Here is a 26902-nt window from a genome sequence, read left to right as displayed (position 1 = left end):
CTCAAAAATAGGGACTTCTACGTAGTTCTTGCTTGAGGTCACTGCCTGCCAAGCCGCATGGGACAAGGGATTGAGTGATAAATCGCCTCTTGATCGAGATGCCTGCATTTCGAGCCAGGAGTCAGCTAGGAGCCAGGACGATGCAAGCTGGCTCCCAGTGAGGAGTAGATAGTTGAAGTAGCATCGTGCGTCATGCCCGAGTGGTGAAATTGGTAGACGCAGGGGACTCAGACCAAATTTGAGCCCTCCGGGGGAAACCCCAGAGGTGAAGCCCGTCAAACTCGGCGAAGGCCCTGGACGCAAGTCCGAGCTAATACCGAGCCAAGCCCTGGAGCCGAAAGGCTCCTCGGAAGGTGTAGAGAGCAGACGGCGGGCACCTACGGCCGAAAGGCTATGGTGAAGGCGTGCTCCAGCCCACGAACGCCGTTTCTTCGGAGACGGCGGCGGCGAAAGCCGAAGTGGGAAGAAAATCCCCCGCCGCAAGGCGTGCCGGTTCGATTCCGGCCTCGGGCACCAATTCAAGAGCCGCCTCTGTCAAGCAGAGGCGGCTTTTTCGTTCTTGGTCTGCGTGCGCTTGAATCCTCGATCCCCCGCCATGAAGGTTTCCAGCATGTACGGGATCAGCATCGTGGCATCGACCGCCTCCCCATACGCCTGCGCGTACAGCGCGGCATAGCGGTCAAGGTCGGCTTTCAGGCTGACCGAGCACGCAAAGGTTAGCTTCGTGGACTCCAGCTTGGGCAGCGGCCCCAGCCGCAATTTCTTCGTCGTGCTCATCGCATCGCCCCCCGCTGGAAGAACATCGGCTGGTACGGTCGCAACACCAGATCGCGGTTGACGATGATCCGCACCGGCAGGCCCGGCCGCTCCGTCAAGGTCGGCTGAATGTTCATGTTGCGCCGGGTCATCTCCTGGCCGACCTGATTGATGCTGTCCTGCGCGCTGTCGCGCCCGGCAATCACGATGCGGTTGCCGTTCTGCCGGTTCTCCGGCGCGGCCAGCTCCGCGCCCACGCCCAGCAGTGTCGTCAGCGCCGCACCGGCAAAGACGCGATCCCAGTGCCAATCGACGCCATCCTCCAGGCCGGAGTAGCCGGCCGGGTCGGCGCCCGCGAGGTTGTCGAGCTTCAGCGAAGACGTATCCGGCAAGATAATGCGGTTCCACACCACCTGCACGCGGCTCTGCCCATAGCTCATCTGGCTGTTGTACTTGCCCATGAGGCGCGAGCCCTGAGGGATCAACAGAAACTTGCCCGTGGCCGAGTCGTAGACCGGCTCCGTCACCGTGCCAATCACGTCGCCCGGCAGGTCCGACTTGATGCCTGTCACCAGCGCCCCGGCGATCACCGTCCCGGCCATCATCTGGTACGGCGAGGCTGGCATTTGCAGATTGCCAGAATTGCGGGTTTCCGTAGAACCGCCTTTCAGGAAAGCCTCTTTCTGGTCTTGCCGGTTCTGCACGGCGGTCGGGTCGGCAGGCTGGGCAGCCGTCGAGGCCGGCCCAGCGGCCAGCGGGTCGAAGCCCGCCAAGGTCGATGCCGGGCCAGCCGCTTGCGCAGTCGCTGGCGCTGCGGTCTTGCCGGGCGTACCAGAATGGAAGAACACCGAGGAAGCCGCTGCCGCTTCGGCTTCCTTGCGCCGAGCGTCCTCCGGGTCGTGGCCCGGTGGCGCATACGTGGGTGTCACCGGCTGCTGCGCCTTCACGATGGCAGGGCCGAGATCGCCCGGCAGCGGCGGCCCCAGCTCCGGCACCTTCCGCAGCTTGGAGTAATCCGAAGGCAGGCCATCCAGCCCCTCGGACTTCGAGACGCGATCCACGTTGTAAAGCTCGGTCTGCTCGCCTGCGCCGCGCCGATGTGGCTGCAATGACCAGATCGTGGCCCCTAGCACGGCGACCGACAGGCCGCCCGTGAGCATGGCCAAGGTGCGCCGATTCAGGCGTGTGACCGGGCGCGGCTGGGCGCGCAGCGCCACCGCCTCGGGCGCGACCTTGCCCGCCTGTGGCGTGCCAAGATCGCGAGTGTCGTCCTGGCTCATGGTCAGTTCCTCCGCGTGCCACCGGAAACGCCATCGGTGCGCTCGATCCGCACCACATCGCCCTTGTCTCCGCCCAGGCGCAGTTCGGCCGCACCGAACAGGCGATCCACGATGTAATACGGCGACCGAAAACGGTAGTTCACCAACTGCCCGTCGCCCTGCGCGCCGATGACGAACAGCGGCGGCAGCTCGCCCTGCGCGATGCCCGGCGGGAACTGGATGTAGACCTTCCCGCCGTCATCGAAGGCGCGCAGCGGCTTCCACGGCGGATTGCTGCCGCTGACCGCGTAGCGGAAGCGGATCTTCTCCAGCGACAGGCCGCTATCGACCGGCGCGACGGCGCTGGCCGCTTGCGCCTGGCGCTGCAGGGCCAGCATCTTGTCCTTCGGGTACTCCCAGGACAACGACGCCATCCACGTCTTCTCGGTCGAAGTCAGCTCCAGCAGGTAGGTGCGCCGGCTGGTGGTGATGACTAGGTTGGTCTTCAACCCCGAGCGGATCGGTTTGACCATCACATTGACGCGCAGCGCATCGCCGCTGCCGCTCGACGTGTCCCCGACGATCCAGCGAACCGTGTCGCCAGCAGCCACCGTCACCAGCTCCTCACCAGGCTGGAGCGCGATCACCGTCACGCGGCCCACGGCCGCATAGACCTGATACAGCGCGCCATCTGTGAAGGGCCACACTTGAATCGCGTTGACGTAGCCCTCGCGCGTGGGCGCAATACGCGCCTCGGCGTTGGCGCGAGACACGCGCACGGTTTCATCGGCGGGTTCTGCGACGGACTTGGCATCCGGCACAGGTTTCATCTGCGCTGGCATCGGCAGCACCTGCGGCACAGCCACTACCTCCACAGGCGTAGGCGGCTCCGGCAGCGGCTGGGCCTGCACCGGCTCATCGAGCGAGATGGACGGCGGCGGCTTGCCCTGCGTAGCGCAGCCCGTGAGGGCAAGCAGCATGATCGGCAAGGCGGATTTACGGAAAAGATCATTCATGGTTTTGCTCCTTCGTTCGCTTCCAGTTCGCGGCTCCACGACAGCCCGTTGGCGTAGATGCCCAGGGGGTTTTTGCGCACGCGCTGCTCGGTGCGCGGCGTCTGCTGCACGATGGACACCACGGCGTTCCAGCGTTCGGTGCGATCCAGCGCGCCGTTGACGAAGCGCGTCTCCGTCCAGCGCACGTTGAACGACGTGTCGCTGGCGCGGGTCACGCTGCTGATCTGCACCGTCACCGACTCCTTGCCGATACGCGCGAACGGATCGTTCACGCGGGCGTACTCGTTGAGCACCACGGCGCCTTTGTCGGTCGTGTAGTCATAGGCATCGAGCCAGTTCTGCCGCACCACGATGGGGTCGATGGACAGCGAGCGCACCAGACCGATGAAGCGGCCGAGGTGGTAAGCAATCTGCGCATCGCTGGGCCGGTACGGCGTGGCCGCTTCGCCGACAGCGCGCACCTGACCCGAGTTGTCCACCTCGATGACGTAGGGGGTGACGATGGACTGCGCGGAACGCCAGACCAGGCCACCGGCCATCAGTACGGCCAAAGTGAGGCAGCCGAAGGCCATGAACCGCCAGTTCTTCGCCTGTACGCGGGCCGAGCCGATGCGCTCGTCCCAGGCCTGGGCGGCGGATTGGTACGGGGTAGCAGGCTGCGGTGTGTTGGCATAGCGCACCTGCGGTCTTTTGAATCGCATGGGAGTTCTCCTTCAAGATCAGGAATCGGAATCACGCAGGCTTGGCCCCTGGCTGGAGCTGCCGCCGTCGCCGCCGCGCAGCGTGTGGGCGGCGGTCGTCGCGGCATGGGTGAGTTGCTGCCTGCGGTGCAGGCGCTTGGCCCAGGCGGGTTGTTCGGCAGACGGAGCCGATCCGCTAGCGTCAGGGTCGGCGTGCGCGGCGCCGGAGGCCGGCGCGTCATCGGGCCGAAAGGCCGCCGCCATGCGTTCCTTCATCGACCGCGCCCCATCGGCGACTTTCTGCCCGGCCGCCTGCGCGCCGGTCTTGGCAACATTGCCCACGCCGGCGGCGGCACCCTTCAGGCCGCCACCGGCCGAAGTGGAGCCCGCCTGGTACGTCGACTTGGCGCTGCTGGCGGTCGATGCCATCGAGCGGGCGGCGGCGGGTGCCATGCGTGCCCCGGCCGCCACTGCGCTTCCGACGCCGGTAGCCGCGGCACCGACCGCCACGGCGGTTCCGGCTGCGCCGATGGCAGCACCGGCCATCGCGCCCGCGCCGAGCTGTGGCCCACCGGACACCAAGCCTGTCGCAATGCCCGGCCCAAAGATGCCCAGGGCCAGCATGGACAATGAGGCCAGCATGATGACCAGCGCCTGGTCGATGGACGGCTCGGAACCGGGCGGTATCCTGAATTCGGCGAACAGCCCTGAGCCGATACCCACGACGACGGCGAGCACCAGCACCTTGATGCCCGAGGACACCACGTTGCCCAGCACCTTCTCGGCCATAAACGCTGTCTTGTTCCAGAGGGCAAACGGCACCAGCACGAAGCCCGCCAGCGTGGTCAGCTTGAACTCGATCAACGTGACGAAGAGTTGCACCGCCAGCACGAAGAAGCTGACGATGACCACCAGCCAAGCGAGAAATAGCACGACGATGGGCGCGATGTGGATGAAGACCTCCGGGAAGCCCGCCATCTCCCGGATCTGGTCGAGGATGGGCGCCGCTGCGTCGATACCGGCCTTGGCCAACCGTCCCGGCTGCAGGAAGTTGCCCATGCTCAAGGTCGAGCCGCTGGCCGTCAGGCCCAGCCCGGCGAATGAGCGGAACAGGATGCCCGCCAGGGTGTTGAAATTGCCGATGATGTAGGCGAAGGCACCCACGTACAGCACCTTGCGGATCAGCTTGGCGATCACGTCCTCGCCCTGGCCGGTGGCATGCCCCATCGCCCAGAACAGCCCGGCGAGCGTCATGTCGATGACGATCAACGTTGCGGTCAGGAACGCCACCTCGCCATGCAACAGTCCGAAGCCCGAGTCGATGTAGCGCGAGAAGATGTCGAGGAAGCGGTCAATGACCGAAACGTCGTTCATGGCCTGGCTCCGTCAACGACTGTAGAAATCGACGGACCGCGGCGTGTACGGCGTGCCCTCACCCAGGAAGCGCCGGTTCACCTCGCGGCCCCGCTCCACGGCGGCGGCCTGCCGCGCCAGTTCCAGCGAGCCCGCGCGATCCTGCGTGATCTGCAGCCGCTGCGTTTGGATCGACTGCTTGGCCTGCAGGGCCAGCAACTGGTTCGTGGCCTGCATCGCCTGCAAAGCGCCCACCGCCGATTGGCTCTTGCCCACGAGGTCGGCCAGCACGCCTTCGTCGTCGCTCAGGTTCTGCGATGCCTGAGCCTGCATCTGCATGGTGGTCTGCAGGCCATCGAGCGTGTTCTTCCAGCGTTCCTGCGCGTCGCGGTACATCTGGTTGCCGCTCACGGTGGCGGCGTATTGCTCGGGGTACAGGCGCTGGAATTCCCGATCCAGATTCGTCACGTCATAGGCCAAGCCCTTGGCCTGCGCGATCAGCCGCTGGGTGGTCGCCAGATTGGCGCGCAGCTGGCCGACCACGCTGGATGGCAGACTGGCCAGGTTGCGCGCCTGGTTGATGAGCATCTGCGCTTCGTTCTGGAGCTGCTTGATCTGGTTGTTGATCTGCTCCAGCGTGCGGATCGCGGTCAGCGTGTTCTGCACGAGGTTCGTGGGGTCGATCACGACCCATTGCGCCTGCACGGCGGTAGCGGTGCAAAGCATGGCCGCGACGGCGGCGGCGAGAAGACGCTTTTTCATGATGGGTTCTCCTGGAGATGGGTGGACGGGAACGAGGACAGCAGGTCGGCGGCCCAATTCAGGCCGCGATGGCGCAGCCACGCGGCTACGAACGGGGTGGAAGCGGATGAAGCGGCAGCGAGCACCGCGTCGATGTCGCGCTGGTCTTGCGGCGTGGACGTGCCCGCAAAGGCCAGCGTCGCGGCGCCCAGGTCGAGGTCGAACAGGCGGTTGCCGAGTCGGGATTGGTAGTAGTAGTCGCGCTTGGGCTGCGCGGTCGCCACGATCTCGATCTGGCGCGAGTTCAGCCCGAAGCCTTCGTAGATAACCCTGATCTGCGGCTCGGTCGCCTGTGGGTTGGGCAGGAAGATGCGGCTCGCGCAGCTCTCGATGATTGCGGGCGCGATGCTCGAATCCTTGATGTCCGCCAGGCTCTGCGTGGCGAAGATGACGCTCACGTTCTTCTTGCGCAGCGTCTTGAGCCATTGGCGGATGCGCGCCGCAAACACCGGGTCATCGAGGAACAGCCACGCTTCATCGAGGATCAGCAGCGTGGGCGCACCGTCGAAGCGTTCATCGAAGCGCGCAAAGAGGTAATGCAGCACGGCCATGACGGCGGCCTTGCTGTGCATCAGTTCCTCCATCTCGAAGCACTGCACGGAGCCGGCGCCCAGGCGATCCGAATCCGCATCCAGCAGCTTGCCGTGGGCGCCGCCCAGCACGTACGGCGCGAGCGCCTGGCGCAGCGCATTCGATTGCAGCAGCACCGACAGGCCGGTCATCGTGCGCTGCTCCACCGGCGCACCGGCGAGACTGCCGAGCGCCGACCAGATGGCGGCCTTCTCTTCGGGGCCGACGGCTACACCCTCATGCCGCAAGCGCCCTTCGATCCATTCGGCGGCCCAGGTGCGGTAGCCCTCGCGGTCGATGCGGGCGAGAGGCTGAAACGCGATCTCGCCATCCATCCCGAGGTCGTAGTGCTCGCCACCCAGCCCGAGGATGGTGGCGCGCATCGAGCGTCCCATGTCGAAGGCAAAGATGCGCGAGCCGCGATAGCGCCGAAACTGCATCGCCAATGTGGCGAGCAGCACCGACTTGCCCATGCCCGTAGGACCAGCCACCAGCGTGTGGCCCACGTCGCCGATGTGCGTCACCAGCCGGAACGGCGTCGCGCCCTCAGTGCGCGTGACGATCAGCGGCGGGCCGTCGAGGTGCGCGTTCTTCTCCGGCCCGGCCCATACCGCCGACACCGGCATCAGGTGCGCCAGGTTCAACGTGGAGACAATGGGCTGGCGCACGTTCGCGTAGGCATGACCCGGAATGGACGACAGCCACGCATCCACGGCGTTGAGCGTTTCGGGGATGGTGACGAAGCCACGCCCCTGGATGACGCGCTCCACCCTGCGCAGCTTCTCGTCGGCCACGGCGGCATCCGCGTCCATGACGGTGACGGTCGCTGTCACGTAGCCGAAGGCCACTTGATCGCTGCCCAGCTCCTGCAAGGCGGCATCGGCATCGGTGGCCTTGTTGCTGGCGTCGGTATCGACCAGCGGGCTTTCTTGCTGGAAGATCGTCTCGCGCAGCAGCGCGATGACGTTCTTGCGCTTGGCGAACCACTGGCGGCGCAAGCGCCCCAACTCCCGTTCCGCCTCGGATTTGTCGAGGCACAGAAAGCGCGTGCTCCAGCGATACCCAAATCCCAGGCGGTTGAGGTCGTCCAGAATCCCCGGCCAGGTCGAGGTCGGGAAACCGCGCACCGTCGCCACGCGCAGATGCTGGTCGCCCAGCATCGGTGCCAGGCCGCCGATCAGCGGCGCGTCGGCTAGCAGAGCGTCGAGGTGGAATGGCACCTCGGGCACGCCCACGCGGTAACGCCGCGTTGAAACGGTGGCATGCAGGTAGGTCAGCGTCTGGCTGTCATCGAGCCAGACGATCTCCGGCATCACGCCATCGAGCAGGTCAAAGATGCGATCCGTCTCCGCGACGAAGGCAGTTAGGCGCTCGCGCCAATCCACGCCTTCGGTGGGTCGGTTCTCATAGAGCAGCCCTGCTGCGCGGGCGCGCGACTCCTCGGCCGGCAGGTACACCAGCGTGAGGTGGTAGCCACTCTCGAAATGGTTGCCCGAGTCCTCGAAGGCGGCGCGGCGCTCCTCGTCCACCAGCCAGGACAGCGGCTCAGGAAACTCCGAGTGCGGGTAGCTGGCCGCGGGCCGGCGCTCGGCTTCGATGAACAGCGCCCAGCCCGAGCTCAGGCGGCGCAGCGCGTTGTTCAGCCGCGCCGACGTGGAGATCAACTCGCCCTGCGTCGCGCTGTCGAGGTCAGGCCCCCGAAAGCGCGCCGTGCGCTGGAAGGCGCCATCCTTGTTCAGCACGACGCCCGGCGCGATCAGCCCGGCCCAAGGCAGCCAGTCGGCCAGCAGCGCCGGCCGCTGGCGGTATTCGGCAAGGTTCAGCATGGCATTCCCCTCACACGTCCAGCAGCGGCCGGTGCTTGATGTGGCGCGCGAAGACCTGCATGAACTGCGGATCGACACGCGCACCCCAGACCGCCAGCGCATGGCCGGCGATCCAGAGCACCACGCCCGGAATCCACAGTTGCAGGCCCAAGCCCACGGCGGCGGCCAAGGTGCCATTGGCAATCGCCACTGTGCGCGGCGCGCCGCCCAGCAGGATCGGCTCGGTCAGCGAGCGATGCAGGGGCACCTCGAAACCTGGAGCGAACCCCTGCACGCCATCGTGGGCCGCGTTCATACGACGGCCCCGCCCGAGAAGCTGAAGAACGACAGGAAGAACGAGGACGCGGCAAACGCGATCGACAGACCGAAGACGATCTGGATCAGCTTGCGGAACCCGCCCGAGGTATCGCCGAAGGCCAGCGCCAGGCCCGTGGCGATGATGATGATGACCGCGATGATCCGGGCCACCGGACCCTGGATCGACTCCAGGATGGATTGCAGCGGCCCCTCCCAGGGCATCGAGGAACCTGCGGCCTGCGCGGTGCCTGCGAGCAGCAGCATCAGCGCCGCGAGCATCAGACCCTGCAGGGCCGGGCGCGCCAAGCCATCCAGCCGCGCGGGGTGGCAGCGCAGGGCAAGCGGGTTTACAGAAATACGGAAAGCAGGAACGATCATCTGCGTCATGGCAGTTCTCCAGGTTGATCAGGGGACACGGAAGAAAGGTCGGACTGCGGCAGCAGCTCCGGGAATGGAGCCTCCAGCGCATCCGCCAGTTGGTAGCCCGAGCCGTCGAAGCCGACGACCCGAGCGATGCTCTCGATGCGGCGCTTGCGTCCGCGCCCGGCAATGTGGATGACCACGTTGACCGCTTCCGCGATCAGCGCACGGGGCGGGTTCACCGCCACTTCGAGAATCAGTTGCTCCAGGCGCAGCAGCGCGCCCAGCGCGGAGCCGGCGTGGATCGTGGCGATGCCGCCGGGGTGGCCGGTGCCCCAGACCTTGATGAGATCCAGTGCCTCGGCGCCGCGCACCTCGCCGACGACCACACGATCCGGGCGCAGGCGCATGGACGAACGCACCAGCTCGGTCATGGACACGACGCCCTGGCGCGTGCGCAGCGGTACGTGATCGCGCGCCGCGCATTGCAGCTCCACCGTGTCTTCGAGCACCAGCACGCGGTCGCCCGTGGCGGCGATTTCGGCCAGCAGCGCATTCGCCAAGGTGGTCTTGCCGGTGCTGGTGCCGCCCGCGATCAGGATGTTCTGGCGCTCGCGCACGGCGCGCACCAGCAAACCAGCCTGTGCGGCGGTCATCATCCCGTCCTCGATGTAGCGCGACAGCGGGATCACACCAAAGGCACGCTTGCGCAAGGCGAAGGCTGGCCCCGGTGCAGCGGGCGGCAGGATGCCCTCGAAGCGTTCGCCGGTCTCGGGCAGCTCTGCCGTCAAAAGCGGCTGGCCGCGATGCACCTCGGCGCCGACGTGGGCGGCCACGAGACGGATGATGCGTTCGCCATCAGCCTCGGACAGCTCCTCGCCCATCGGGGCGCGGCCCGTGGACAGACGATCCACCCAGAGCGTGCGGTCGGGGTTGAGCATGATTTCCACCACGTCCGGGTCTTCGAGCGCGGCGGCGATCAGCGGCCCCATGGCCGTGCGTAGCATCTGAATGCGGCGATCCAGCGAGGTGGCCGTGAAGGAGGAAAGAACGGCGCTCATAAGGCACGCTCCTGGGCATCTGCAGCGGCCGCCGCGCCCTCCGATCGCGTCGGATCGGGGTGCAGTTCCTCCACCACATCCCGCACCAGGCTGCGCCCGCGCAGCAAATGCCGTCCGAGCTGTTCGACGAACTGCTCGAAGCGGGCCTTGCCCTGGGCGCGAGCGGCGTCCTGATGGGCCTCGGGCACGGGCGTGCTCACAGTGAGGAAATAGCGGATGAACAGCGCCAATGTTTCGATGGCAATGTTCTGGTCGCGCTCCAGACGCTCGGCGTGGCGCGACAGGCGATCCAGTCGCTTGGCAATCGCCGCCTCGCGCTGGTCGGCCGCATCGGGCGACAGCCAGGAGGCCAGGGCCGCCGCGACGATGCTGGACTTGGACACGCCCTTCTTGGCGGCCAGTTCATCGAGCCGCTTGCTGTGCTCCGGCTGGATGAACACATTGAGGCGGTGTTGGGTCATAGGTCGATTCCGTCGTCAGGGTCAAGGGAAGCCAGCCGGGCCGTGCGCTGCAGGGCCGGGTCGAGCTGGCGAGGAAGGGGAAGCTGCATGTCATCGTCATCGAGCAGCCCGAGGTCGGCTGCAGGCGCAGCCAGGTCGGGGTCGTAGGCGGCGGCTTCGGAGAGTTCGGGTTGGCGACGCGGGCCGCCGTCGTCAGCGGCAGAGGGGAAGCCTTCAACGGCTTCGGTTGCAGGCGCCACCGGAACGGGAGGAACCGTCAGCCCGCTCCAGTCGTCGGGCCGTAAGGGAGGCACGTCGGCGTAGCGCCCCGCAACGAGTACAGGAGGCGGCAGCACGCGCCGCTGGAAGTTCGCGTCAGAGTAGTAGCGCAGCTTCTTGGCCTTGATCGGCGCGACGCTGGAAACCATCACCACCGCCTCATCGGGCGGCAGCTGCATCACCTCGCCCGGCGTGAGCAGCGGGCGGGCGGTTTCTTGTCTCGACACCATTAGGTGCCCCAGCCACGGTGCGAGTCGATGTCCCGCGTAGTTGCGCTGCGCGCGCAGCTCGGTAGCGGTGCCAAGGGTTTCGGAAATCCGCTTGGCCGTGCGCTCGTCGTTGGTGGCGAACGTCACGCGCACATGGCAGTTGTCGAGGATGGAATGGTTCTGGCCGTAGGCTTTGTCGATCTGATTGAGCGACTGCGCGATCAGGAAGCTGCGGATGCCGTAGCCCGCCATGAAGGCCAGCGCCGTCTCGAAGAAGTCCAGGCGCCCAAGCGCCGGGAATTCATCGAGCATCAGCAACAGCTTGTGACGGCGCTGGATGCCATCGCTGCCATCGAGTGATTCCGTCAGCCGCCGCCCGATTTGGTTGAGGATCAGGCGGATCAGCGGTTTGGTGCGGCTGATGTCCGAAGGCGGCACCACGAGATACAGCGACACGGGATGCTCGGCCGCGATCAGGTCGGCAATGCGCCAGTCGCAGCGCGAGGTGACTTCGGCCACCGTGGGGTCTCGGTACAGGCCGAGGAATGACATGGCGGTGCTCAACACGCCGGAACGCTCGTTGTCCGATTTGTTCAGGACTTCACGCGCTGCCGATGCCACCACCAGATGCGGTCCATCGCCGATGTGCGGCGTGGTCATCATCCGATGCAGGGTAAGCTCGAAGGGACAGGCCGGGTCGCTGAGGAAGTTGGCGACACCGCGCAGCGTCTTGTCTTCGCCTGCGTAGAGCACATGCAGGATGGCCCCAACCAGCAGCGCATGCGAGGTCTTCTCCCAATGGTTGCGCCGCTCCAGTGCTCCTTCGGGATCGACCAGAATGTCTGCGATGTTCTGCACGTCGCGCACTTCGTGCGCGCCGCGCCTCACCTCCAGCAGCGGGTTGTAGGCCGCCGACTTCGCATCGGTCGGGTTGAACAGCAGGCAGTGCGAGAAGCGCGAGCGCCAGCCAGCGGTGATGCTCCAGTTCTCGCCCTTGATGTCGTGAATGACGGCCGATGCGGGCCAGCTCAACAAGGTGGGCACCACTAGGCCCACGCCCTTGCCCGAGCGGGTAGGCGCGAAGGTCAGAACATGCTCCGGGCCTTCGTGCCGCAGGTACTGCTGGCGATGCAGGCCAAGGAATACGCCCGCAGACCGGTCAAGACTCGCCTTGTGGATGTCCTCCGCATTGGCCCAGCGCGCCGTGCCGTAGGTCGTGACCAGCTTGGACTGGCGCGAGCGCCAGATCGACATGCCGACGGCAACCACCACCGCGATCAGGCCGCTGCCTGCGGCAATGGCACCGCCCACGTCGAATACATGCGGCGCGTAGGCGTCGAAGAAGAACCACCACTCGAACAGGCGCCAGGGGTGATAGACCGGCGTGCCGAGGAAATCGAACCAGGGCGAACCCAGGCGTAGCTGGTAGCCCAGCGCCGCTGCTGTCCATTGCGTGGCGCTCCATACGCCAGCGATCACGATGCCGAAGACAACGGCAATCTGACCGAACAGCACGTTCGTTCCTTGCATTGGCCAACCTCCCGCTACGGCACAGGGACATGCCGTAGTGCCGAGGATCAAGGCGAGCGTGCAGGTCGGTCAAAGACCGTTATAGCGGGGATTCAGGCCAAAATGGCCAGACTTCTTGCTGTGGCGAAGGCAATAAAAATGCCGCATGCGCGAGCGCGCTGCGGCGTGATGAGGTAACAGCAAGAACTCTGTCGCGGCCAGGCGACGGCGCGGGGCGCTATTTGGATTGCTGTTCCGGCCGATCGCCGAAGAAACGCCGGTTGGCGGCTTCGGCCGCACGGCGGCAGAGTTCTTCTCCTGCCTTCGCGCGGTCTTCCTTGCACAGGCGCTGGACTTCTTTGAGGCGCTCGGGATGGGCAACGAGGAAGTCCACGGTTTCCGTCGGTTGGGATGGTCCACAGCCCGTCAGTGCGGCAACCATCAGCAGCGGCAGGAATCGGGTCATGGCTTGGGTCCTTTCAGCAGGTGGATCAGGAGTCCTCGGCGGCGCTGGAGCCATCCGCCGAATCAATGGAGGCCACTCGTTCGATGAACCGGGCCAGCATTTCGGAGGGCTCCACGTCACGGTGCAGCAGATACGTGGCCAGCATCTGCGGCTTGCCCGCCAAGCGCCGGGCCACAACACCTGGCCCACGGCCGGATGCAATGTGCGCGGCGCCCGCCAAACCGAGCGCCAATCCGGCTGAGACCAAGGTCATCATCACCTCATAGGACGCCACGCGCTGGGCGATCAGTGGCTGTTGCTCGTAGCGCTGCAAAACGCGATCAACTTGGCGTGCATGGCCTTCGCATATCGCCGGATCGCATAGCGCCAGCGGATAGCGCAACACTTCTTCCAACGGCACGTGCTTGTGGGCCAGAACAGGATGGCGAGCTGGGACCGCCACCATCAGTTCGTCTTCCCATGCAGGCCTGACCACAATGCCGTCGCCCACCTCTTCGGCCATCGAAAAGCCGACGTCATACAGGTCATCGTGCAGACCCTTGATCTGTTGATCCAACGGCACCTCAAATAGCCGAACATCAATCTCTGGATCTTCCGCTCGGCACTGTGCCAGCAGCGTCGGCATTCGCGAGGGCGTGATGCCATCGGACAAAGCGATGCGCAACTGTCGCTGAAACCCACTGGCGGCGGACTTGACGCCGTCACACGCCTGTTTCAGAGCTTCGAAGATTCGCGGCACCCGCTCCAGGAATGCCATTCCGGCAAAGGTCAGGCGGGTGCTTCGCGTGGTTCGCGTGAACAGTTGCGCCCCGAGCTCTTCCTCTATCTCCTTGATGGTGCGCGACAAAGGGGACTGATCGATGTGCAGCTTTTCCGCTGCGCGGCCGAAGTGAAGTTCTTCGGCCACCGCTATAAAGCAACGTAAATGCCGAAGCTCCATGGTGTATCTCATCCAATTTAAAAGGCCTTGACGAATTCCGGCACAACTGCGAAAAGGTCCGCCTCCAGCCCGTAGTCGGCCACGCTGAAGATCGGGGCCTCGGGGTCCTTGTTGATCGCCACGATCACCTTGGAGTCCTTCATGCCGGCCAGGTGCTGGATGGCGCCCGAGATGCCGGCGGCAATGTACAACTGCGGCGCGACGATCTTGCCCGTCTGGCCCACTTGCAGGTCGTTGGGGGCGTAGCCCGCATCCACGGCAGCACGGCTGGCGCCGATGGCAGCGCCCAGCTTGTCGGCCAGGGGGGTGATGACTTCGTCGAACTTTTCCTTGCTGCCCAGCGCACGGCCACCAGACACGATGATCTTGGCGGCGGTGAGTTCGGGGCGGTCGCTCTTGGCGATCTCGCTGCCCACGTAGCTGCTCTTGCCAGCGTCGGCGGCCGCAGCAGCGGTTTCGACAGCGGCGCTGCCACCCGTGGCGGCGGCGGCGTCAAAGCCGGTGGTGCGCACGGTGATGACCTTCACGGCATCAGCAGACTGCACGGTGGCGATGGCGTTGCCGGCGTAGATGGGGCGCTCGAAGGTATCGGCGGAGATGACCTTGGTGATGTCGCTGATCTGGGCGACGTCGAGCTTGGCAGCCACGCGCGGGGCCACGTTCTTGCCGCTGGCGGTGGCGGGGAACAGGATGTGGCTGTAGTTGCCGGCACCACTGCCATGGAGTGCCAGCACCTGGGCGGCCACGTTCTCGGCGAGGCCGTGGGCCAGGCTGGCGCCGTCGGCGTGGATGACCTTGGCAACGCCGGCGATCTGGCTGGCTTGCTGTGCGGCAGCGCCGGCGTTGTGGCCGGCCACCAGCACGTGCACGTCGCCGCCGCAGGCTGCGGCGGCCGTCACGGTGTTGAGCGTCGCGCCCTTGATGGTCGCGTTGTCGTGTTCAGCGATTACGAGTACGGTCATGTCAGATCACCTTCGCTTCGTTCTTGAGTTTCTCGACCAGGGCGGCCACGTCGGCCACCTTCACGCCGGCGCCGCGCTTGGCGGGTTCGCTGACCTTCAAGTTCTTCAGGCGCGGGGCCACGTCCACGCCGAGGTCTTCGGGCTTGACGGTGTCCAGCGGCTTTTTCTTGGCCTTCATGATGTTGGGCAGCGTGACGTAGCGCGGCTCGTTCAGGCGCAGGTCGGCGGTGATGACGGCGGGCAGCGTAAGGCTGAGGGTTTCCAGGCCGCCGTCCACTTCGCGGGTCACGGCTGCCTTGTCGCCGGCGATCTCGACCTTGGAGGCGAAGGTGGCTTGCGGCAGGTCGGCCAGCGCCGCCAGCATCTGGCCGGTCTGGTTGCAGTCGTCGTCGATGGCCTGCTTGCCCAGGATCACGAGGCCGGGCTGTTCATTGTCGATCAGGGCCTTGAGCAGCTTAGCCACGGCCAGCGGCTGCAGTTCTTCATTGGTCTCGACCAGGATGCCGCGGTCGGCACCGATGGCCATGGCGGTGCGCAGCGTCTCCTGGCATTGGGACACGCCGCACGAGACGGCGACGATCTCCGTTGCCGCGCCTTTCTCCTTGAGCCGCACAGCCTCTTCGACGGCAATCTCGTCGAAGGGGTTCATGCTCATTTTGACATTGGCGATGTCCACGCCGCTGCCATCGCTCTGGACGCGGACCTTGACGTTGTAGTCAACCACCCGCTTGACGGGAACCAGGATTTTCATGGGAGGGTTTCCTTTCAGGATCATTCAGAGTTGATCATCCGCCAGGGCCAGCGTGCTGGCGGCGCCGCCCGTGACGATGTCGCGCAACATCGGCGCCTGCACTAGGACATGCGCTGCGTAGTGGCTGGCCGTGGCACGCTTGGCGCCGAGAAAGCCCGCATCGCCAGATCTCGCCGCGAGTTGCGCAGTGGCGGCTTCGGCCATGCGCGCCGACAGCCAGCCGCCGATCACCGTGCCCGCCAGCCGCAAGAAGGGCACGGCGCCCGCCGCGCACTGCGCGGGTTGGTCGTCGTGGGCCAGCAGCCAGTCGGCCGCGTCCCCCAGCGCACGCGCCGAAGCCGCTAACACGCCGCCGATCTGCGCCAGCGCGGCATCGGGCATCTCGGCCAACCGGCGCGCATCGCCGTCGATGCGGCCCAGCAGTGCCTTCAGCGTGCGCCCGCCCTCGCGCGCCAGCTTGCGGCCAATCAGGTCGTTGGCCTGGATGCCCGTCGTGCCTTCGTAGATGGTCGTGATGCGCGCGTCGCGCAAGTGCTGTGAGGCGCCGGTTTCCTCGACGTAACCCATGCCGCCATGCACCTGCACACCATCGGACGTGATGCCCTGTGCGCTGTCGGTGCACCAGCCCTTGACCACCGGGATCAGCAGGCCGACCAGGGCCAGCGCCTGCTCGCGCTCTTGCGCGTCGGCGTGGCCTGCGGCGCGGTCCATCTGGCCGGCGCAGAAATAGGCCAATGCGCGCATGGCCTCGGTGCGGGCCTTCATGTCCATCAGCATGCGCCGCACGTCCGGGTGGCCGGCGATGGTGGTGCTGCCGCTGAGCAGTGGCTTGCCCTGCACCCGCTCCAGCGCGTAGGCGCGTGCGCGCTGGTAGGCGCGCTCGGCGATGCCCACGCCTTCAAGGCCGACGTTCAGCCGCGCATGGTTCATCATCGTGAACATGCAGGCCAGCCCCTGGTTCGGCTCGCCGACCAGGTAGCCGATCGCGCCCCCGCAGTCGCCAAAGCTCATCGACGCCGTGGGGCTGCCGTGGATGCCCATCTTGTGCTCGATGGAGGTGCAGGCCAGGTCGTTGCGTTCGCCCAGGGAGCCGTCGTCGTTGACCAGGTACTTCGGGCACAGGAACAGCGAGATGCCTTTCACGCCGGGCGGTGCATCGGGCAGGCGCGCCAGCACGAGGTGGACGATGTTCTCGGCCATGTCGTGCTCGCCCCAGGTGATGAAGATCTTGTTTCCGCTGACGCGGTAATGGTCGCCTTCGGGCACGGCGCGACTGCGCAGCGCGGCCAAGTCGGAGCCTGCTTGGGGCTCGGTGAGGTTCATGGTGCCGGTCCAGCGGCCCGCGACCATGGGCTCCAGGAAGCGGCGCTTGAGTGCGTCGCTGCCATGGTGCGCAATGGCTTCCACCGCGCCCAGCGTGAGCATCTGGCACAGGCTGAACGCGAGGTTGGACGACTTCCACATCTCCAGCACGGCTGTGGACACCAGCGTGGGCAGGCCCTGGCCGCCCCATTCGGTGGCAGCGGGCATGCCGTTCCAGCCGTTCTCGCAGAAGCTGGCCCAGGCTTCGCGAAAGCCATCGGCTGGCGTGACCTGGCCGTCGTGCCAGCGCGCGCCCTGCACGTCGCCGGTGCGGTTCAGCGGATCAAGCACGCCGGTGGCGTAGTGGGCAGCCTCCTGCAGGATGGCCTCGACCAGGTCGGGCGTGGTTTCTTCATGGCCCGGCTGGGCACAGATCGCATCCAGGCCTCCGACTTCCTTCATCGTGAACAGCATGTCGCGCAAGGGCGCGGCGTAGGTAGACATTGCTTACTCCTCTTTGTGGGTTCAACCCGTCTGCCCCATAGGGCATACATCCATGCATGACCCTACCCACCAGGACAAGGCCCGGTCGATCAACCGCTTCAGGGCGGCTGAATTTCTCAGGCGGCTTACGACGCGATTAGTTGGTATGACAAGATTTCTAGAAGCCGCTGAAGCGTGTGAAGTTCTCGACCGGCTCACGCTCGGTGCGCACGCGGTTCACCACGGCCGCCGGGTCGGCATAGCCCAGTGCCATGCCGCACAGGACCATCTGCCCGTCCGGGATTTGCAGGGCTTCAGCCAGAAGGCGCGGGTAAAGGGTCCACGCCATCTGCGAACAGGTATCCAGGCCTCGTGCGCGGGCCGCCAGCATGATGTTCTGTAAGAACATCCCGTAGTCCACCCAACTGCTCTGCACCATGCGCCGGTCCAAGGTGAAGATCAAACCGACCGGCGCATCGAAGAAGGCAAAGTTGCGTGCATGTTGAGCGCGCATGGCATCCGTATCTCCCTTGGAGATTCCGACTGCGGCATAAAGAGCGAAACCGCACCGACGCCGCCTGGTCAGGTAGGGCTCGAAGAACTCGGCCGGGTAGATGTCGTATTCGGACTGGTGCTCTCCCTCTTCATGGTGAAAGGCGTGCAATACACGGTCGCATAGGCGCTTCCTCGCCTCGCCCGCCACGGCAATGACATGCCACGGCTGGGTGTTGGTGCCACTGGGCGCGCTGGCTGCCACCGACAGAATCTGGGCCACCGCTTCTTGCGACACCGGGGTCGGCAGAAAGGCGCGCACGGAACGACGTTCGCGCATCACCGCATCAATCAGCATGTTGCGCAAAGGCACGGCGCAGACAGACATTCACTCTCTCCTGGTTGCTGGGCTATTCGGGTGAGCACACCGACATGCCGTTGCCGAAGAAGCATTCATGCGAATGCATCGATGCCGAACGTCCACGGGTCGTCCCTGGGTGTGCTACCAAGCGGTATTCTGGGCACTCGGCACATACGCGTCTTGCCCGCCAGTGCATGGCGAGTTGACTTTGTATGCACAAGGCAAAATCCGGTTGACCGCAGCCGGACGCTACATCGTTAGCGGGCCGTTTTCTTGGTGTAATTTCGGATTCAGCGCCAGCTATCGTTGCTCCCTTTGACCATGTTGAAACCCGTCGTCACTGTTCCTGTTTTTGCCGTGCATGGCCTGCTCGACGGCGCGCGCAGCAAAGGACTGGCCACCGAGTCCTGGCTGGATGGCGTTCTGGCGCAGGCCCGCATCGCCGAGTCGCTGCTGCATCTGGAGCAGTCGCGTGTGACCATAGAGCAATACATCGCACTCTTCAGTGCCGTGAAGAACAGCTTGGACGACGAATGCCTAGGCCATCTACACGGTCGGCCGTTGCGCTGCGGCAGCTTTGCGCTGATGGCTCGCTCTACGCTCGGGGCCAAGACGCTGGCAGCCGCCTTGCAGCGCGTGAGTGCATCCTTCGCCCTGCTGCAGGACGACGTGGCGCTTGTGCCCGTCTCTGATGGCTTGCTCAAGGGTGCTGCTCTGGACGTGCGCCACGCCCTGGGCAAACATTCAGACTTCCTGCACGGGCTGCTGTTGCGCGTTTTCTGGCGTCTGCTGGTATGGCTGCACGGCGGCCGACTGGTGCCCAGAGGGCTCGATTTTGCCTTCGAGCCACCGCCGCGTGCCGCAGACTATGCCCAAATCTTCTCGGGCACGTTGCGGTTCGGGCAGGCGCGGTCGGCGGTCTGGTTCGAGGCATCCGCATTCACGCAGCCGATGCGCCGTGACACCGCCGCGCTCCAGACCTTTTTGCGTGCCACACCGGGCAACCTGATCGGCCCGCGTCTAATCGAGCGGACAGCCAGCGCGCGGGTGCGCGCGCTATTGCAGCAAGCGTGCCCGGAGTGGCCCGATCTGACTGTCGCCGCGCAGCGCTTGCACATGTCGGTCAGCGCACTGCAGCGGCATCTGGCCGTGGAGGGCAAGTCCTTTCAGGTGCTGAAGGACGAGTTACGGCGCGACATGGCGATCGTTCGGTTGACCAGCACCGATGCCGCGCTGAGCGCCATCGCCGCCGAGTTGGGGTTCGCCGACGGCACCGCCTTCCAGCGGGCCTTCAAGTCATGGACCGGCAGCACGCCAGGCGTCTATCGTTCGCGCACCCAAAAAACGTAGCGCTGCTTCGACGCGGTCGCACTCAAAGCGACGAGCACAGATGCCCGCCATCCACTGGCACGCAGGCGCCGGTCATCCACGACCCGGCCTCGGTCGCGAACAGCAGGAACAGACCGTTGAGCTCCTCCGGCTTACCCAGGCGGCGCATCGGGATGCGCTTGATAAGCGCCTTGCCATGGTCGGTATCCCACATGGCATCGGTCATCTCGGTGTCGATGTAGCCCGGCTCGATGGCATTGACGCGAATGCCGTGGCGCGCCCATTCGAGCGCCAGGCTCTTGGTCATGTGCACGACTGCAGCCTTGGACGTGGCATACAGCATGGCGCCCGGCATCACGCGTTCGCCCAGGATCGATGCGATGTTGATGACTGAGCCTCCCCGCCCCGCATCCACCCAGCGCTGCGCGGCACGCGCGGCCACCAGCCACACGCCGCGCACGTTGGTCTCCATCAGCGAGTCGAAGTCGGACACAGGCAGCGTGAGCGACAAGGCGTCGTTGGAAGCCCCGGCGTTGTTAACCACCACGTCGAGGATGGTGCCCGAGGCGTCTATCTCGGCGAAGGCGTCGTCGATGGACTGCTCGGAAGCCACATCCATTTCCAGCACCGTGACCTGAGGCGAACCGAGCTTTTCGAGTTCCTGGGCGAGTTTGTCGAGCCGCGCCTTGCGCCGCGCCCCAATCACTACCTTGGCCTTGCAACCAGCAGCCAGCCGAGCGAAGTTCTCGCCCAGGCCCGACGAGGCCCCCGTGACCAGCACCCGCTTGCCTGCCAGCATTGCACCCAGATCCATCATCGTCTCCTTGCATCTTCAGTTCGCCGTCGATGCCGGGAGGTTAGCGCAGGGCCGCTCGGCTGCGGGGTTGCCTCGCTCCCCCATCCGTCGAAAGAGGTGCCTTGTCAGTTGATCGAGACCATCCGTCATTGCCGCGCCAAGCACCGCTGCCTACGATTGCCTGTATGCCTTGGGTACCCTGAGCGCCGCACGAAAGCACGCCACGGTGTCGACGCTCCGGTCCCGATGGGCTGCGGCGTCTGGGGGCAGATTCAGGAGACGACAAGTGCTGCAACAGTCACCCATGGAATGGTCCATCGACCATGCGCCCATCGAGGGCAGGATAGATGCGACGGAAGCGATCCTCAAGGACTCCTTCCAGCGCTGGAGTCTTTCCTCCCCGGCGAAGCCTGCTGCATTCCAGGCGAAGTTGCGGCGACACGAACTCGCCGGAGCCTCCTTGGTATGCACCGTGACCGGTGCTTGCGTCGAGCAGTCTCCTCCTGGACATTCGTCATTCGACGATGAGTTCTGCCTGGGGCTGCAGCTGAACCTGAGCGGCCGAGTACAGTTGCAGCAGTGGGACACGCCAATCTGCGAGGGCGACATGTTCCTCTGGCGTACCGATCAGCGGCAAGACTATGAGGTGCTGGAACGAACCCACAGCGTGTCGTTGATGATTCCCTGGCAGCTCATGCGCGAGCATCTACCGGGCCGCAAGCAGCCGCCCGCAGCCTGCCGCATTGACAGTCACACAGGCGTGGGCTCACTGCTCAGCCAACACCTGATGGGGTTGGCAAAGGAGATCGGCGCCGTGCCGCCCTCCGCCCACGTCGCCCTTTGCCGCACGGTGATCGGGCTTCTGGACATTGCGCTGCCAGAGCCGGAGAGCGCCACTCGATTCACGGCCATGGCCGCGTTGCGCGAACGAGTACTTGCCTACATCGCCCAGCATTTTCAAGAGGATGACCTGAGTCCGGCACGCATCGCCGCGGCGCACGGTATTTCACTGCGTTACCTTCATGCGCTGTTTGCGCAGGGCGATACCACGGTGGTCGGCCACATCCTGGAAAGCCGATTGCAAGCGTGCTGGCGGACACTCGTTGACCCGGTCTGCCGGCATCTGCAGGTCTCGGCGATCGCCTTTCACTGGGGCTTCAACTCCACCAGCCATTTCTGCCGCGCATTCAAACAACGCTTTGGAGTGTCGCCCAGCGATGCACGCGGCATGACTGCTCACGGCTCCGCCATCGGCCCGGTCGAGTCAGCCGGGCTTTCCCTTGCACACGCAAAGTCAACTTGCCATGCACTGGCGGGCAAGACGCGCACGGGCTGAATGCCGACCATATGCCCTGGACAGACTGAGAACGCAGAGATTCGACGCTTCGCCCGCCCCGTTGTGGGTATGCGGGCATGACCCGGGGCCGCATCGCTGGCCAAGTTTTCAAACCTTCATCGTACAAACCTTCTGAGGAGCGCTCCCATGCTGCCGCAATTGCACCGTCAACCCTGGATGGACAGCGACATCGAGACCTTTCGCGACCAGGTGCGCCGCTACATCGCCGCCGAGATGGCTCCGCACCTGCCCGCTTGGCGCGAACAGGGCTACGTCCCGCGCGAGACCTGGCGGCCCTTCGGCGAGATGGGGTTCATGCTGCCCGAAATGCCCGAAGCCTACGGCGGCACCGGGGCCAGCATTGCCTACCAGCTGGTGGTACAGGATGAGTTGACCAGAGCGGAAATGCCCAACAACGTCCAGGTGAACAGCATCGCTGCGCACTACATCATGGACTACGGCACCGAGGAGCAGAAGCAGCGCTGGCTGCCCAAGCTGAGCAGCGGCGAGATGCTGCTCGGCATTGCGATGACCGAACCCGGCTGCGGGACGGACCTCAAGGCCATCGCCACCCGCGCGCGCCGTGATGGCGACCACTACGTGATCGACGGTGCCAAGACCTTCATCACCAACGGCTACACCTGCAATCTGCTGATTGTGGTCGCACGCACCGGCGAGGCGGGCAGCCGAGGCCTTTCGCTGATCGTGGTGGAGACCGAGAACCTGCCAGGGTTCCGCGTGGGCCGCCTGCTCGACAAGATCGGCCTGCATGCGTCGGACACCGCCGAACTCTTCTTCGACGGGGTGCGCGTGCCGGTCGATCAAGTCCTGGGGGGCGTCGAAGGGCTTGGTTTCAAGCAGTTGATGGGCCAGTTGCCCTACGAACGCATGACCATCGCCGTGCCTGCGGCGGCCATCATCGACCGGGCCCTGGAACTCACCGTCGAATACACGAAGGAGCGCAAGATTTTCGGCGCACCGCTGTTCGAGATGCAGACCACGCGCCACAAGCTGGCCGAGATCGCCACCACCGCTCACGTGGTGCGCACCTTCGTCAACGACTGCATCCAGCGGCTGCTGGACGGAAAGCTCGACGCCGAAGCCGCGTACATGGCCAAGTGGTGGTGCAGCGAGCAGCAGTGCCGCGTGGTGGACGAGTGCCTGCAGATGTTCGGCGGCTACGGCTACATGTACGAATACCCGATCGCGCGCATGTACACCACCTCGCGCGTGCAGAAGATCTACGGCGGCGCGAACGAGGTCATGAAAGAACTGATTGCGAGGAAGCTGTGAACGCCTCGCACATGCTGCAAAAGCCACTGCACGGCGTCCGTGTGGTGGAGTTCGAAGGGATCGGGCCGGGCCCGCTGGCCGCCATGATGCTGGCCGACATGGGTGCCGAGGTGATTGCGCTGACACGGGCCGAGCAGGCCGCCGGGGCGCAGCCGCTGGGCGGGGCGGCGGCCAACCCGCTGCACCGGGGCAAGACGGTCGAGATCACCGACCTGAAGTCGCCCGGCGGCAAGGCGCGCGCCCTGGATCTGATCGGCCAGTCCGACGTTCTGATCGAAGGCTTTCGCCCCGGCGTGATGGAACGGCTGGGGTTCGGCCCCGCCGAATGCGCGGCGCGCAACCCCAAGCTGGTCTATGGCCGGATGACGGGCTGGGGCCAGGACGGCCCGCTCTCCCGGGCCGCTGGCCACGACCTGAACTACGTGGCGCTGACGGGCCTGCTGTCGCTGTCGGCCCGCAAGGGGCAGATGCCCATCGTGCCGCCCTCGGTGCTCGGGGACGCGGCCGGGGCGCTGGGCATGGCCTTCGGTGTCGCCTGCGCGCTGGTCGATGCGCGCGGTAACGGTAGGGGCAGTGGCCGCGGCCGGGTCGTGGATGCCGCCATCATCGACATCGTGGCCATGATGGGCACGCTGGTGCATTGGATTCGCGCCAATGGGCAGATCGACGGCACGAAGCCGAGCCCGTTTCACGATTCGCCGTTCTATGACGTGTACGCCTGTGCCGACGGCGGCTTCATCAGCCTCGCGGTGGTGGAGCCCGCGTTCCACGCACTGCTGCTGTCGAAGCTGGGCCTGACGGACGTGAACCCTGCCGACCAGTACGACACGACGACGTGGCCAGCGCTGAAGGAGCGCATTGCGGCCCTCATCCGCAGCCAACCCAGGGCGCACTGGTGCGCGTTGCTCGAAGGCAGCGACGCCTGCTTCGCGCCCGTGCTCAGCCTGGCCGAGGCGGCGCGGCATCCGCACAACGCGGCACGGGGTATCTACCAGACCACCCCCTCCGGCGCCATCGAGGCGGCCCCGGCCCCACGGTTCCAGGCACTCAACGCAACCACATAGGAGACCAGAGAATGACCAACACCACCAAGATCGTGCGCGGCTGCCCGTCTACCTCGGGCAACGACCGCCAGCTCAACACCACGACGCTCATCCGGCACGCCGCGCGCACCCACGGAGACCAGGAGATCGTCTACCGCACGCCCGATGGCGGCTGGGACCGCTACACCTATGCCGACTGCTACGCGCGCGTCTGCCGCAGCGCCAATGCGCTGCGCGCGCTCGGTGTCGAACCTGGCGACCGGGTCGGCATCCTGGACTGGAACAGCCGACGCCATTTCGAGCTGTACTGGTCCATCCCTGGCCTGGGCGCGGTCATGCTGCAGATGAACCTGCGCCTGGGCGCCGAAGACCTGGGCTACGTGGTCGGCCACAGCCAAGTGTCCTACGTATGCGTGGACGAATCATTGCTGCCCATCGCCGAATCCGTCGCGGCGAATTCGCCCCAGATCAAGGGCTGGATCGTCATGACCGACAAGCCGCTGGACCAGATTAAGACCACGCTGAAACCGCTGCTGCACTACGAAGACCTGCTGGCCGCCGCCGACCCCAAGATCGACTGGCCCGAGATCGACGAAACCTCGGCCTACAGCGCCTGCTACACCACCGGCACCACGGGCAAGCCCAAGGGCGTGTACTACTCGCACCGCTGCATCTACCTGCACTCCACGGGCATGGCCACCAATCTGGGCATGACGCTGAGCGACTGCGTGATGCTCATCACGCCCATGTTCCACGGGCAATGCTGGGGCCTGCCGCAGGCCGCCACGCTGCTGGGCGACAAGATCGTGCTGCCGGGCCGCTATGTCGCCGAGGACACCAAGCCCCTGGTTGACGCCATGATCGCCGAGGGCGTGACGGTCGCCAACGGCGCACCGGCCATCTTTCAGCCCATGCTGCAGTACATCGAAACGATGCCGGTCAAGCCGGACTTCAGCAGCATGCGCATGCTGTCCGGCGCCTCCGAGCCGCCGCTGTCGATGATGATCGGTTTCTACAAACTCACCGGTGCCGAGGTGGTCCACGGCTACGGTGCCACCGAAGCCACGACGCTGGTGACCATGAACCGCCTCAAGTCCACGCTCAAGAAGCGCCTGACCGAGGAAGAGCGCTGGAACCTCAAGCGCAAGCAGGGTCTGGTGCTGACCGGGGTGGACATCCGCATCCTCGATGCCGATGACAAGGACTTGCCGCATGACGGAAAGTCGGCGGGCGAGATTTGCGTGCGCGGCCCCTGGATCACGGCCAGCTACCACGACATGCCCGATTCCGCAGACCGCTTCCTGGAGGGTGGCTGGTGGCGCTCGGGCGATGTCGGCACGGTGGACGAGAACGGCTACCTCAAGGTCACCGACCGCATCAAGGACGTGATCAAGAGCGGCGGCGAATGGATTTCTTCCATCGACATGGAAAACCTGCTCATGGGCCACCCCGCCGTGCGCGACGCCGCCGTGGTCGGCGTTCCGCATCCGAAGTGGCAGGAGCGGCCGCTGGCCCTGGTGGTGCTCAAGCCCGGCCAGCAGGCGACCCAGGAACAACTGAAGGAGCACCTGGGCAGCGCCTTCGCCAAGTGGCAGTGGCCGGATCAGGTTCTGTTCGTCGAGGCCATCCCCAAGACCAGCGTCGGCAAGCTCGACAAGAAGCGCATACGCGTCGAGCAGGCAGACCGCTATTCCGCCTGACACCCGCTTTGCATGACCCCCAGTTTCTTACCAGGAGAACCACATGAATGACCATGAACCCGTGATCGTCGGCGCGCTGCGCACCCCCGTGGGCAAGCGCGGCGGGCGCCTGCAAAAATGGCACCCCGTCGATCTGATGGCCGAGACGCTGCGCCAGCTGGTCGAACAGTCCGGCGTCAACCCCTCCGATCTGGACGACGTGATCGTCGGCTGTGTGCTGCAGTGGGACCAGCAGCATGGCAACCTGGCCCGCCATGCCGTGCTGGCGGCGGGGCTGCCCGAATCCGTCCCGGCTGTGACGGTGGACCGGCAATGCGGCTCCGGCCAGCAGGCGGTGAGTTTTGCCGTGCATGGCATCCAGGCGGGGGCCTACCAGCTGGCCATCGGCGGGGGGGTGGAGTCGATGTCGCAGGCGCCGCTGCCGCCGTCGTTCAAGCCCGGCGCGCCGCTGGGCGCGCAATACAGCCCGCGCGAACTGGCGCGCTACCAGGACAACCCGCTGATACCGCAAGGCGTTTCGTCGGAGTTGCTGAACTCGCGCTTCGGCCTGACCCGTGAAGTCCTGGATGCATCCGCCGTGCGCAGCCACAAGCGCGCCGCCGAGGCGATTCAGGCCGGTCGCATCAAGGATCAACTGGTGCATCTGACCGAGGACCCGGCCGACCCGAACAGCCCCGTCGTCGCCGCCGACGAGGGCGTGCGCGCCAACCCCGACCCCGAGAAGCTGGCCACGCTGAAAGCCGTGTTTGCCGCCAACGGCACCACCACCGCCGGCAACTCGTCGCAGATCAGCGACGGCGCCGCCGCACTGCTGATCGCCAGCCGTGCCTATGCCAAAAAGCATGGCCTCAAGCCGCGTGCGCGCTTCGTCAGCACCGCCGTGGCCGCCGCCGACCCGGTGATCCAGTTCACCGCCGTGCTCGACTCCACCCGCAAGGCATTGAAGGAATCGGGCCTGACCATCAACGACATCGACCTGTTCGAAGTCAACGAGGCTTTCGGCGGCGTGCCGCTGATGTTCCAGCAGGAATTCGGCATCCCGGACGACCGCCTGAATGTCAACGGCGGCTCGATGGCCATTGGCCATCCGCTGGGTTCCACCGGCGCGCGCATGCTCACCGACCTGCTGTACGAACTGGAGCGCCGGGGCGGCCGCTATGGCCTGCAAACCATCTGCGAGGCTTCGGGCACGGCCAACACCACCATCATCGAGCGGCTTGCATGAGCGGGGC

Annotated in this window: 25 protein-coding genes; 6 read left to right on the top strand and 19 right to left on the bottom strand. The window is 65.6% G+C overall.

Annotated elements, in window-relative coordinates:
* Positions 1–534: 534 nt before the first annotated feature.
* The 18 genes from AC1Q5S_RS17680 to AC1Q5S_RS17595 all read right to left on the bottom strand — a co-directional run bounded on the left by AC1Q5S_RS17680 (position 535) and on the right by AC1Q5S_RS17595 (position 18200).
* A complete protein-coding gene (locus tag AC1Q5S_RS17680; RefSeq protein WP_016452507.1) occupies positions 535–777 on the bottom strand; it encodes a DUF2274 domain-containing protein in 243 nt (80 codons plus the stop codon).
* The gene (locus AC1Q5S_RS17675) at positions 774–2036 is read right to left on the bottom strand and encodes a TraB/TrbI/VirB10 family type IV secretion system protein (RefSeq protein WP_016452508.1); all 1263 of its coding nucleotides are present in this window, start codon (positions 2034–2036) and stop codon (positions 774–776) included. Before AC1Q5S_RS17675 ends, AC1Q5S_RS17680 begins: the two co-directional genes overlap by 4 nt.
* Before the next feature lie 2 nt (positions 2037–2038).
* Positions 2039–3031 (bottom strand): P-type conjugative transfer protein TrbG, encoded by a 993-nt coding sequence (gene trbG / locus AC1Q5S_RS17670; protein ID WP_016452509.1) that lies wholly within the window; start codon positions 3029–3031, stop codon positions 2039–2041.
* Positions 3028–3732, bottom strand: coding sequence for a conjugal transfer protein TrbF (gene trbF, locus AC1Q5S_RS17665; protein ID WP_016452510.1), 705 nt, complete (start codon positions 3730–3732; stop codon positions 3028–3030). Before trbF ends, trbG begins: the two co-directional genes overlap by 4 nt.
* Positions 3733–3750: 18 nt before the next feature.
* Positions 3751–5085 (bottom strand): P-type conjugative transfer protein TrbL, encoded by a 1335-nt coding sequence (gene trbL, locus AC1Q5S_RS17660; RefSeq protein ID WP_016452511.1) that lies wholly within the window; start codon positions 5083–5085, stop codon positions 3751–3753.
* A 12-nt stretch (positions 5086–5097) separates the two neighbouring features.
* Positions 5098–5826 (bottom strand): P-type conjugative transfer protein TrbJ, encoded by a 729-nt coding sequence (gene trbJ / locus AC1Q5S_RS17655; RefSeq protein ID WP_016452512.1) that lies wholly within the window; start codon positions 5824–5826, stop codon positions 5098–5100.
* Complete coding sequence (gene trbE, locus AC1Q5S_RS17650) at positions 5823–8261, bottom strand: conjugal transfer protein TrbE (RefSeq protein ID WP_016452513.1); 2439 nt, start codon at positions 8259–8261, stop codon at positions 5823–5825. The genes trbJ and trbE overlap by 4 nt, the downstream gene beginning before the upstream one ends.
* Before the next feature lie 10 nt (positions 8262–8271).
* Complete coding sequence (locus AC1Q5S_RS17645; RefSeq protein ID WP_016452514.1) at positions 8272–8556, bottom strand: VirB3 family type IV secretion system protein; 285 nt, start codon at positions 8554–8556, stop codon at positions 8272–8274.
* Positions 8553–8945, bottom strand: a complete 393-nt coding sequence (locus AC1Q5S_RS17640) for a TrbC/VirB2 family type IV secretion system protein (RefSeq protein ID WP_016452515.1) — start codon at positions 8943–8945, stop codon at positions 8553–8555. The genes AC1Q5S_RS17645 and AC1Q5S_RS17640 overlap by 4 nt, the downstream gene beginning before the upstream one ends.
* On the bottom strand, positions 8942–9979 hold the full coding sequence (gene trbB / locus AC1Q5S_RS17635) for a P-type conjugative transfer ATPase TrbB (protein WP_016452516.1): 1038 nt from the start codon (positions 9977–9979) through the stop codon (positions 8942–8944). The genes AC1Q5S_RS17640 and trbB overlap by 4 nt, the downstream gene beginning before the upstream one ends.
* On the bottom strand, positions 9976–10440 hold the full coding sequence (locus tag AC1Q5S_RS17630) for a hypothetical protein (protein ID WP_016452517.1): 465 nt from the start codon (positions 10438–10440) through the stop codon (positions 9976–9978). Before AC1Q5S_RS17630 ends, trbB begins: the two co-directional genes overlap by 4 nt.
* On the bottom strand, positions 10437–12437 hold the full coding sequence (locus tag AC1Q5S_RS17625; protein WP_016452518.1) for a conjugal transfer protein TraG: 2001 nt from the start codon (positions 12435–12437) through the stop codon (positions 10437–10439). Before AC1Q5S_RS17625 ends, AC1Q5S_RS17630 begins: the two co-directional genes overlap by 4 nt.
* Positions 12438–12654: 217 nt before the next feature.
* Complete coding sequence (locus AC1Q5S_RS17620; RefSeq protein WP_016452519.1) at positions 12655–12882, bottom strand: EexN family lipoprotein; 228 nt, start codon at positions 12880–12882, stop codon at positions 12655–12657.
* 25 nt (positions 12883–12907) lie between these two features.
* Positions 12908–13822, bottom strand: a complete 915-nt coding sequence (locus AC1Q5S_RS17615; protein WP_016452520.1) for a LysR family transcriptional regulator — start codon at positions 13820–13822, stop codon at positions 12908–12910.
* A gap of 17 nt (positions 13823–13839) precedes the next feature.
* Positions 13840–14784, bottom strand: a complete 945-nt coding sequence (locus tag AC1Q5S_RS17610; protein ID WP_026382503.1) for an electron transfer flavoprotein subunit alpha/FixB family protein — start codon at positions 14782–14784, stop codon at positions 13840–13842.
* A gap of 1 nt (position 14785) precedes the next feature.
* Positions 14786–15535, bottom strand: coding sequence for an electron transfer flavoprotein subunit beta/FixA family protein (locus AC1Q5S_RS17605; protein WP_026382504.1), 750 nt, complete (start codon positions 15533–15535; stop codon positions 14786–14788).
* A gap of 24 nt (positions 15536–15559) precedes the next feature.
* A complete protein-coding gene (locus tag AC1Q5S_RS17600) occupies positions 15560–17341 on the bottom strand; it encodes an acyl-CoA dehydrogenase (protein WP_016452523.1) in 1782 nt (593 codons plus the stop codon).
* A 157-nt stretch (positions 17342–17498) separates the two neighbouring features.
* Complete coding sequence (locus tag AC1Q5S_RS17595; RefSeq protein ID WP_016452524.1) at positions 17499–18200, bottom strand: nitroreductase; 702 nt, start codon at positions 18198–18200, stop codon at positions 17499–17501.
* 330 nt (positions 18201–18530) lie between these two features.
* Between AC1Q5S_RS17595 and AC1Q5S_RS17590 the strand changes: the two genes are divergently transcribed.
* Positions 18531–19523 carry an AraC family transcriptional regulator gene (locus tag AC1Q5S_RS17590; RefSeq protein WP_445677827.1) on the top strand — a complete coding sequence of 331 codons (993 nt, stop codon included), beginning with the start codon at positions 18531–18533 and terminating at the stop codon, positions 19521–19523.
* Positions 19524–19545: 22 nt separating this feature from the next.
* Here the strand turns inward: AC1Q5S_RS17590 and AC1Q5S_RS17585 are convergent, their stop codons facing one another.
* Positions 19546–20316 carry an SDR family NAD(P)-dependent oxidoreductase gene (locus tag AC1Q5S_RS17585; RefSeq protein ID WP_016452526.1) on the bottom strand — a complete coding sequence of 257 codons (771 nt, stop codon included), beginning with the start codon at positions 20314–20316 and terminating at the stop codon, positions 19546–19548.
* 286 nt (positions 20317–20602) lie between these two features.
* Between AC1Q5S_RS17585 and AC1Q5S_RS17580 the strand changes: the two genes are divergently transcribed.
* The 5 genes from AC1Q5S_RS17580 (at position 20603) to AC1Q5S_RS17560 (ending at position 26895) form a co-directional block, all read left to right on the top strand.
* Entirely contained in the window at positions 20603–21634 is a 1032-nt protein-coding gene (locus AC1Q5S_RS17580) for a helix-turn-helix domain-containing protein (protein ID WP_017405984.1), read from the top strand.
* Positions 21635–21781: 147 nt separating this feature from the next.
* On the top strand, positions 21782–22927 hold the full coding sequence (locus AC1Q5S_RS17575; RefSeq protein ID WP_016452528.1) for an acyl-CoA dehydrogenase family protein: 1146 nt from the start codon (positions 21782–21784) through the stop codon (positions 22925–22927).
* An 11-nt stretch (positions 22928–22938) separates the two neighbouring features.
* Entirely contained in the window at positions 22939–23991 is a 1053-nt protein-coding gene (locus tag AC1Q5S_RS17570) for a CaiB/BaiF CoA transferase family protein (protein WP_016452529.1), read from the top strand.
* Between the two features lie 11 nt (positions 23992–24002).
* The gene (locus AC1Q5S_RS17565) at positions 24003–25670 is read left to right on the top strand and encodes a long-chain fatty acid--CoA ligase (protein ID WP_016452530.1); all 1668 of its coding nucleotides are present in this window, start codon (positions 24003–24005) and stop codon (positions 25668–25670) included.
* A gap of 43 nt (positions 25671–25713) precedes the next feature.
* The gene (locus AC1Q5S_RS17560) at positions 25714–26895 is read left to right on the top strand and encodes a thiolase family protein (RefSeq protein WP_016452531.1); all 1182 of its coding nucleotides are present in this window, start codon (positions 25714–25716) and stop codon (positions 26893–26895) included.
* Positions 26896–26902: the final 7 nt, after the last annotated feature.

The sequence above is a fragment of the Acidovorax sp. GW835-FHT14B10 genome, from assembly GCF_058793725.1.
This window is presented reverse-complemented; position numbering and strand designations above follow the sequence as displayed.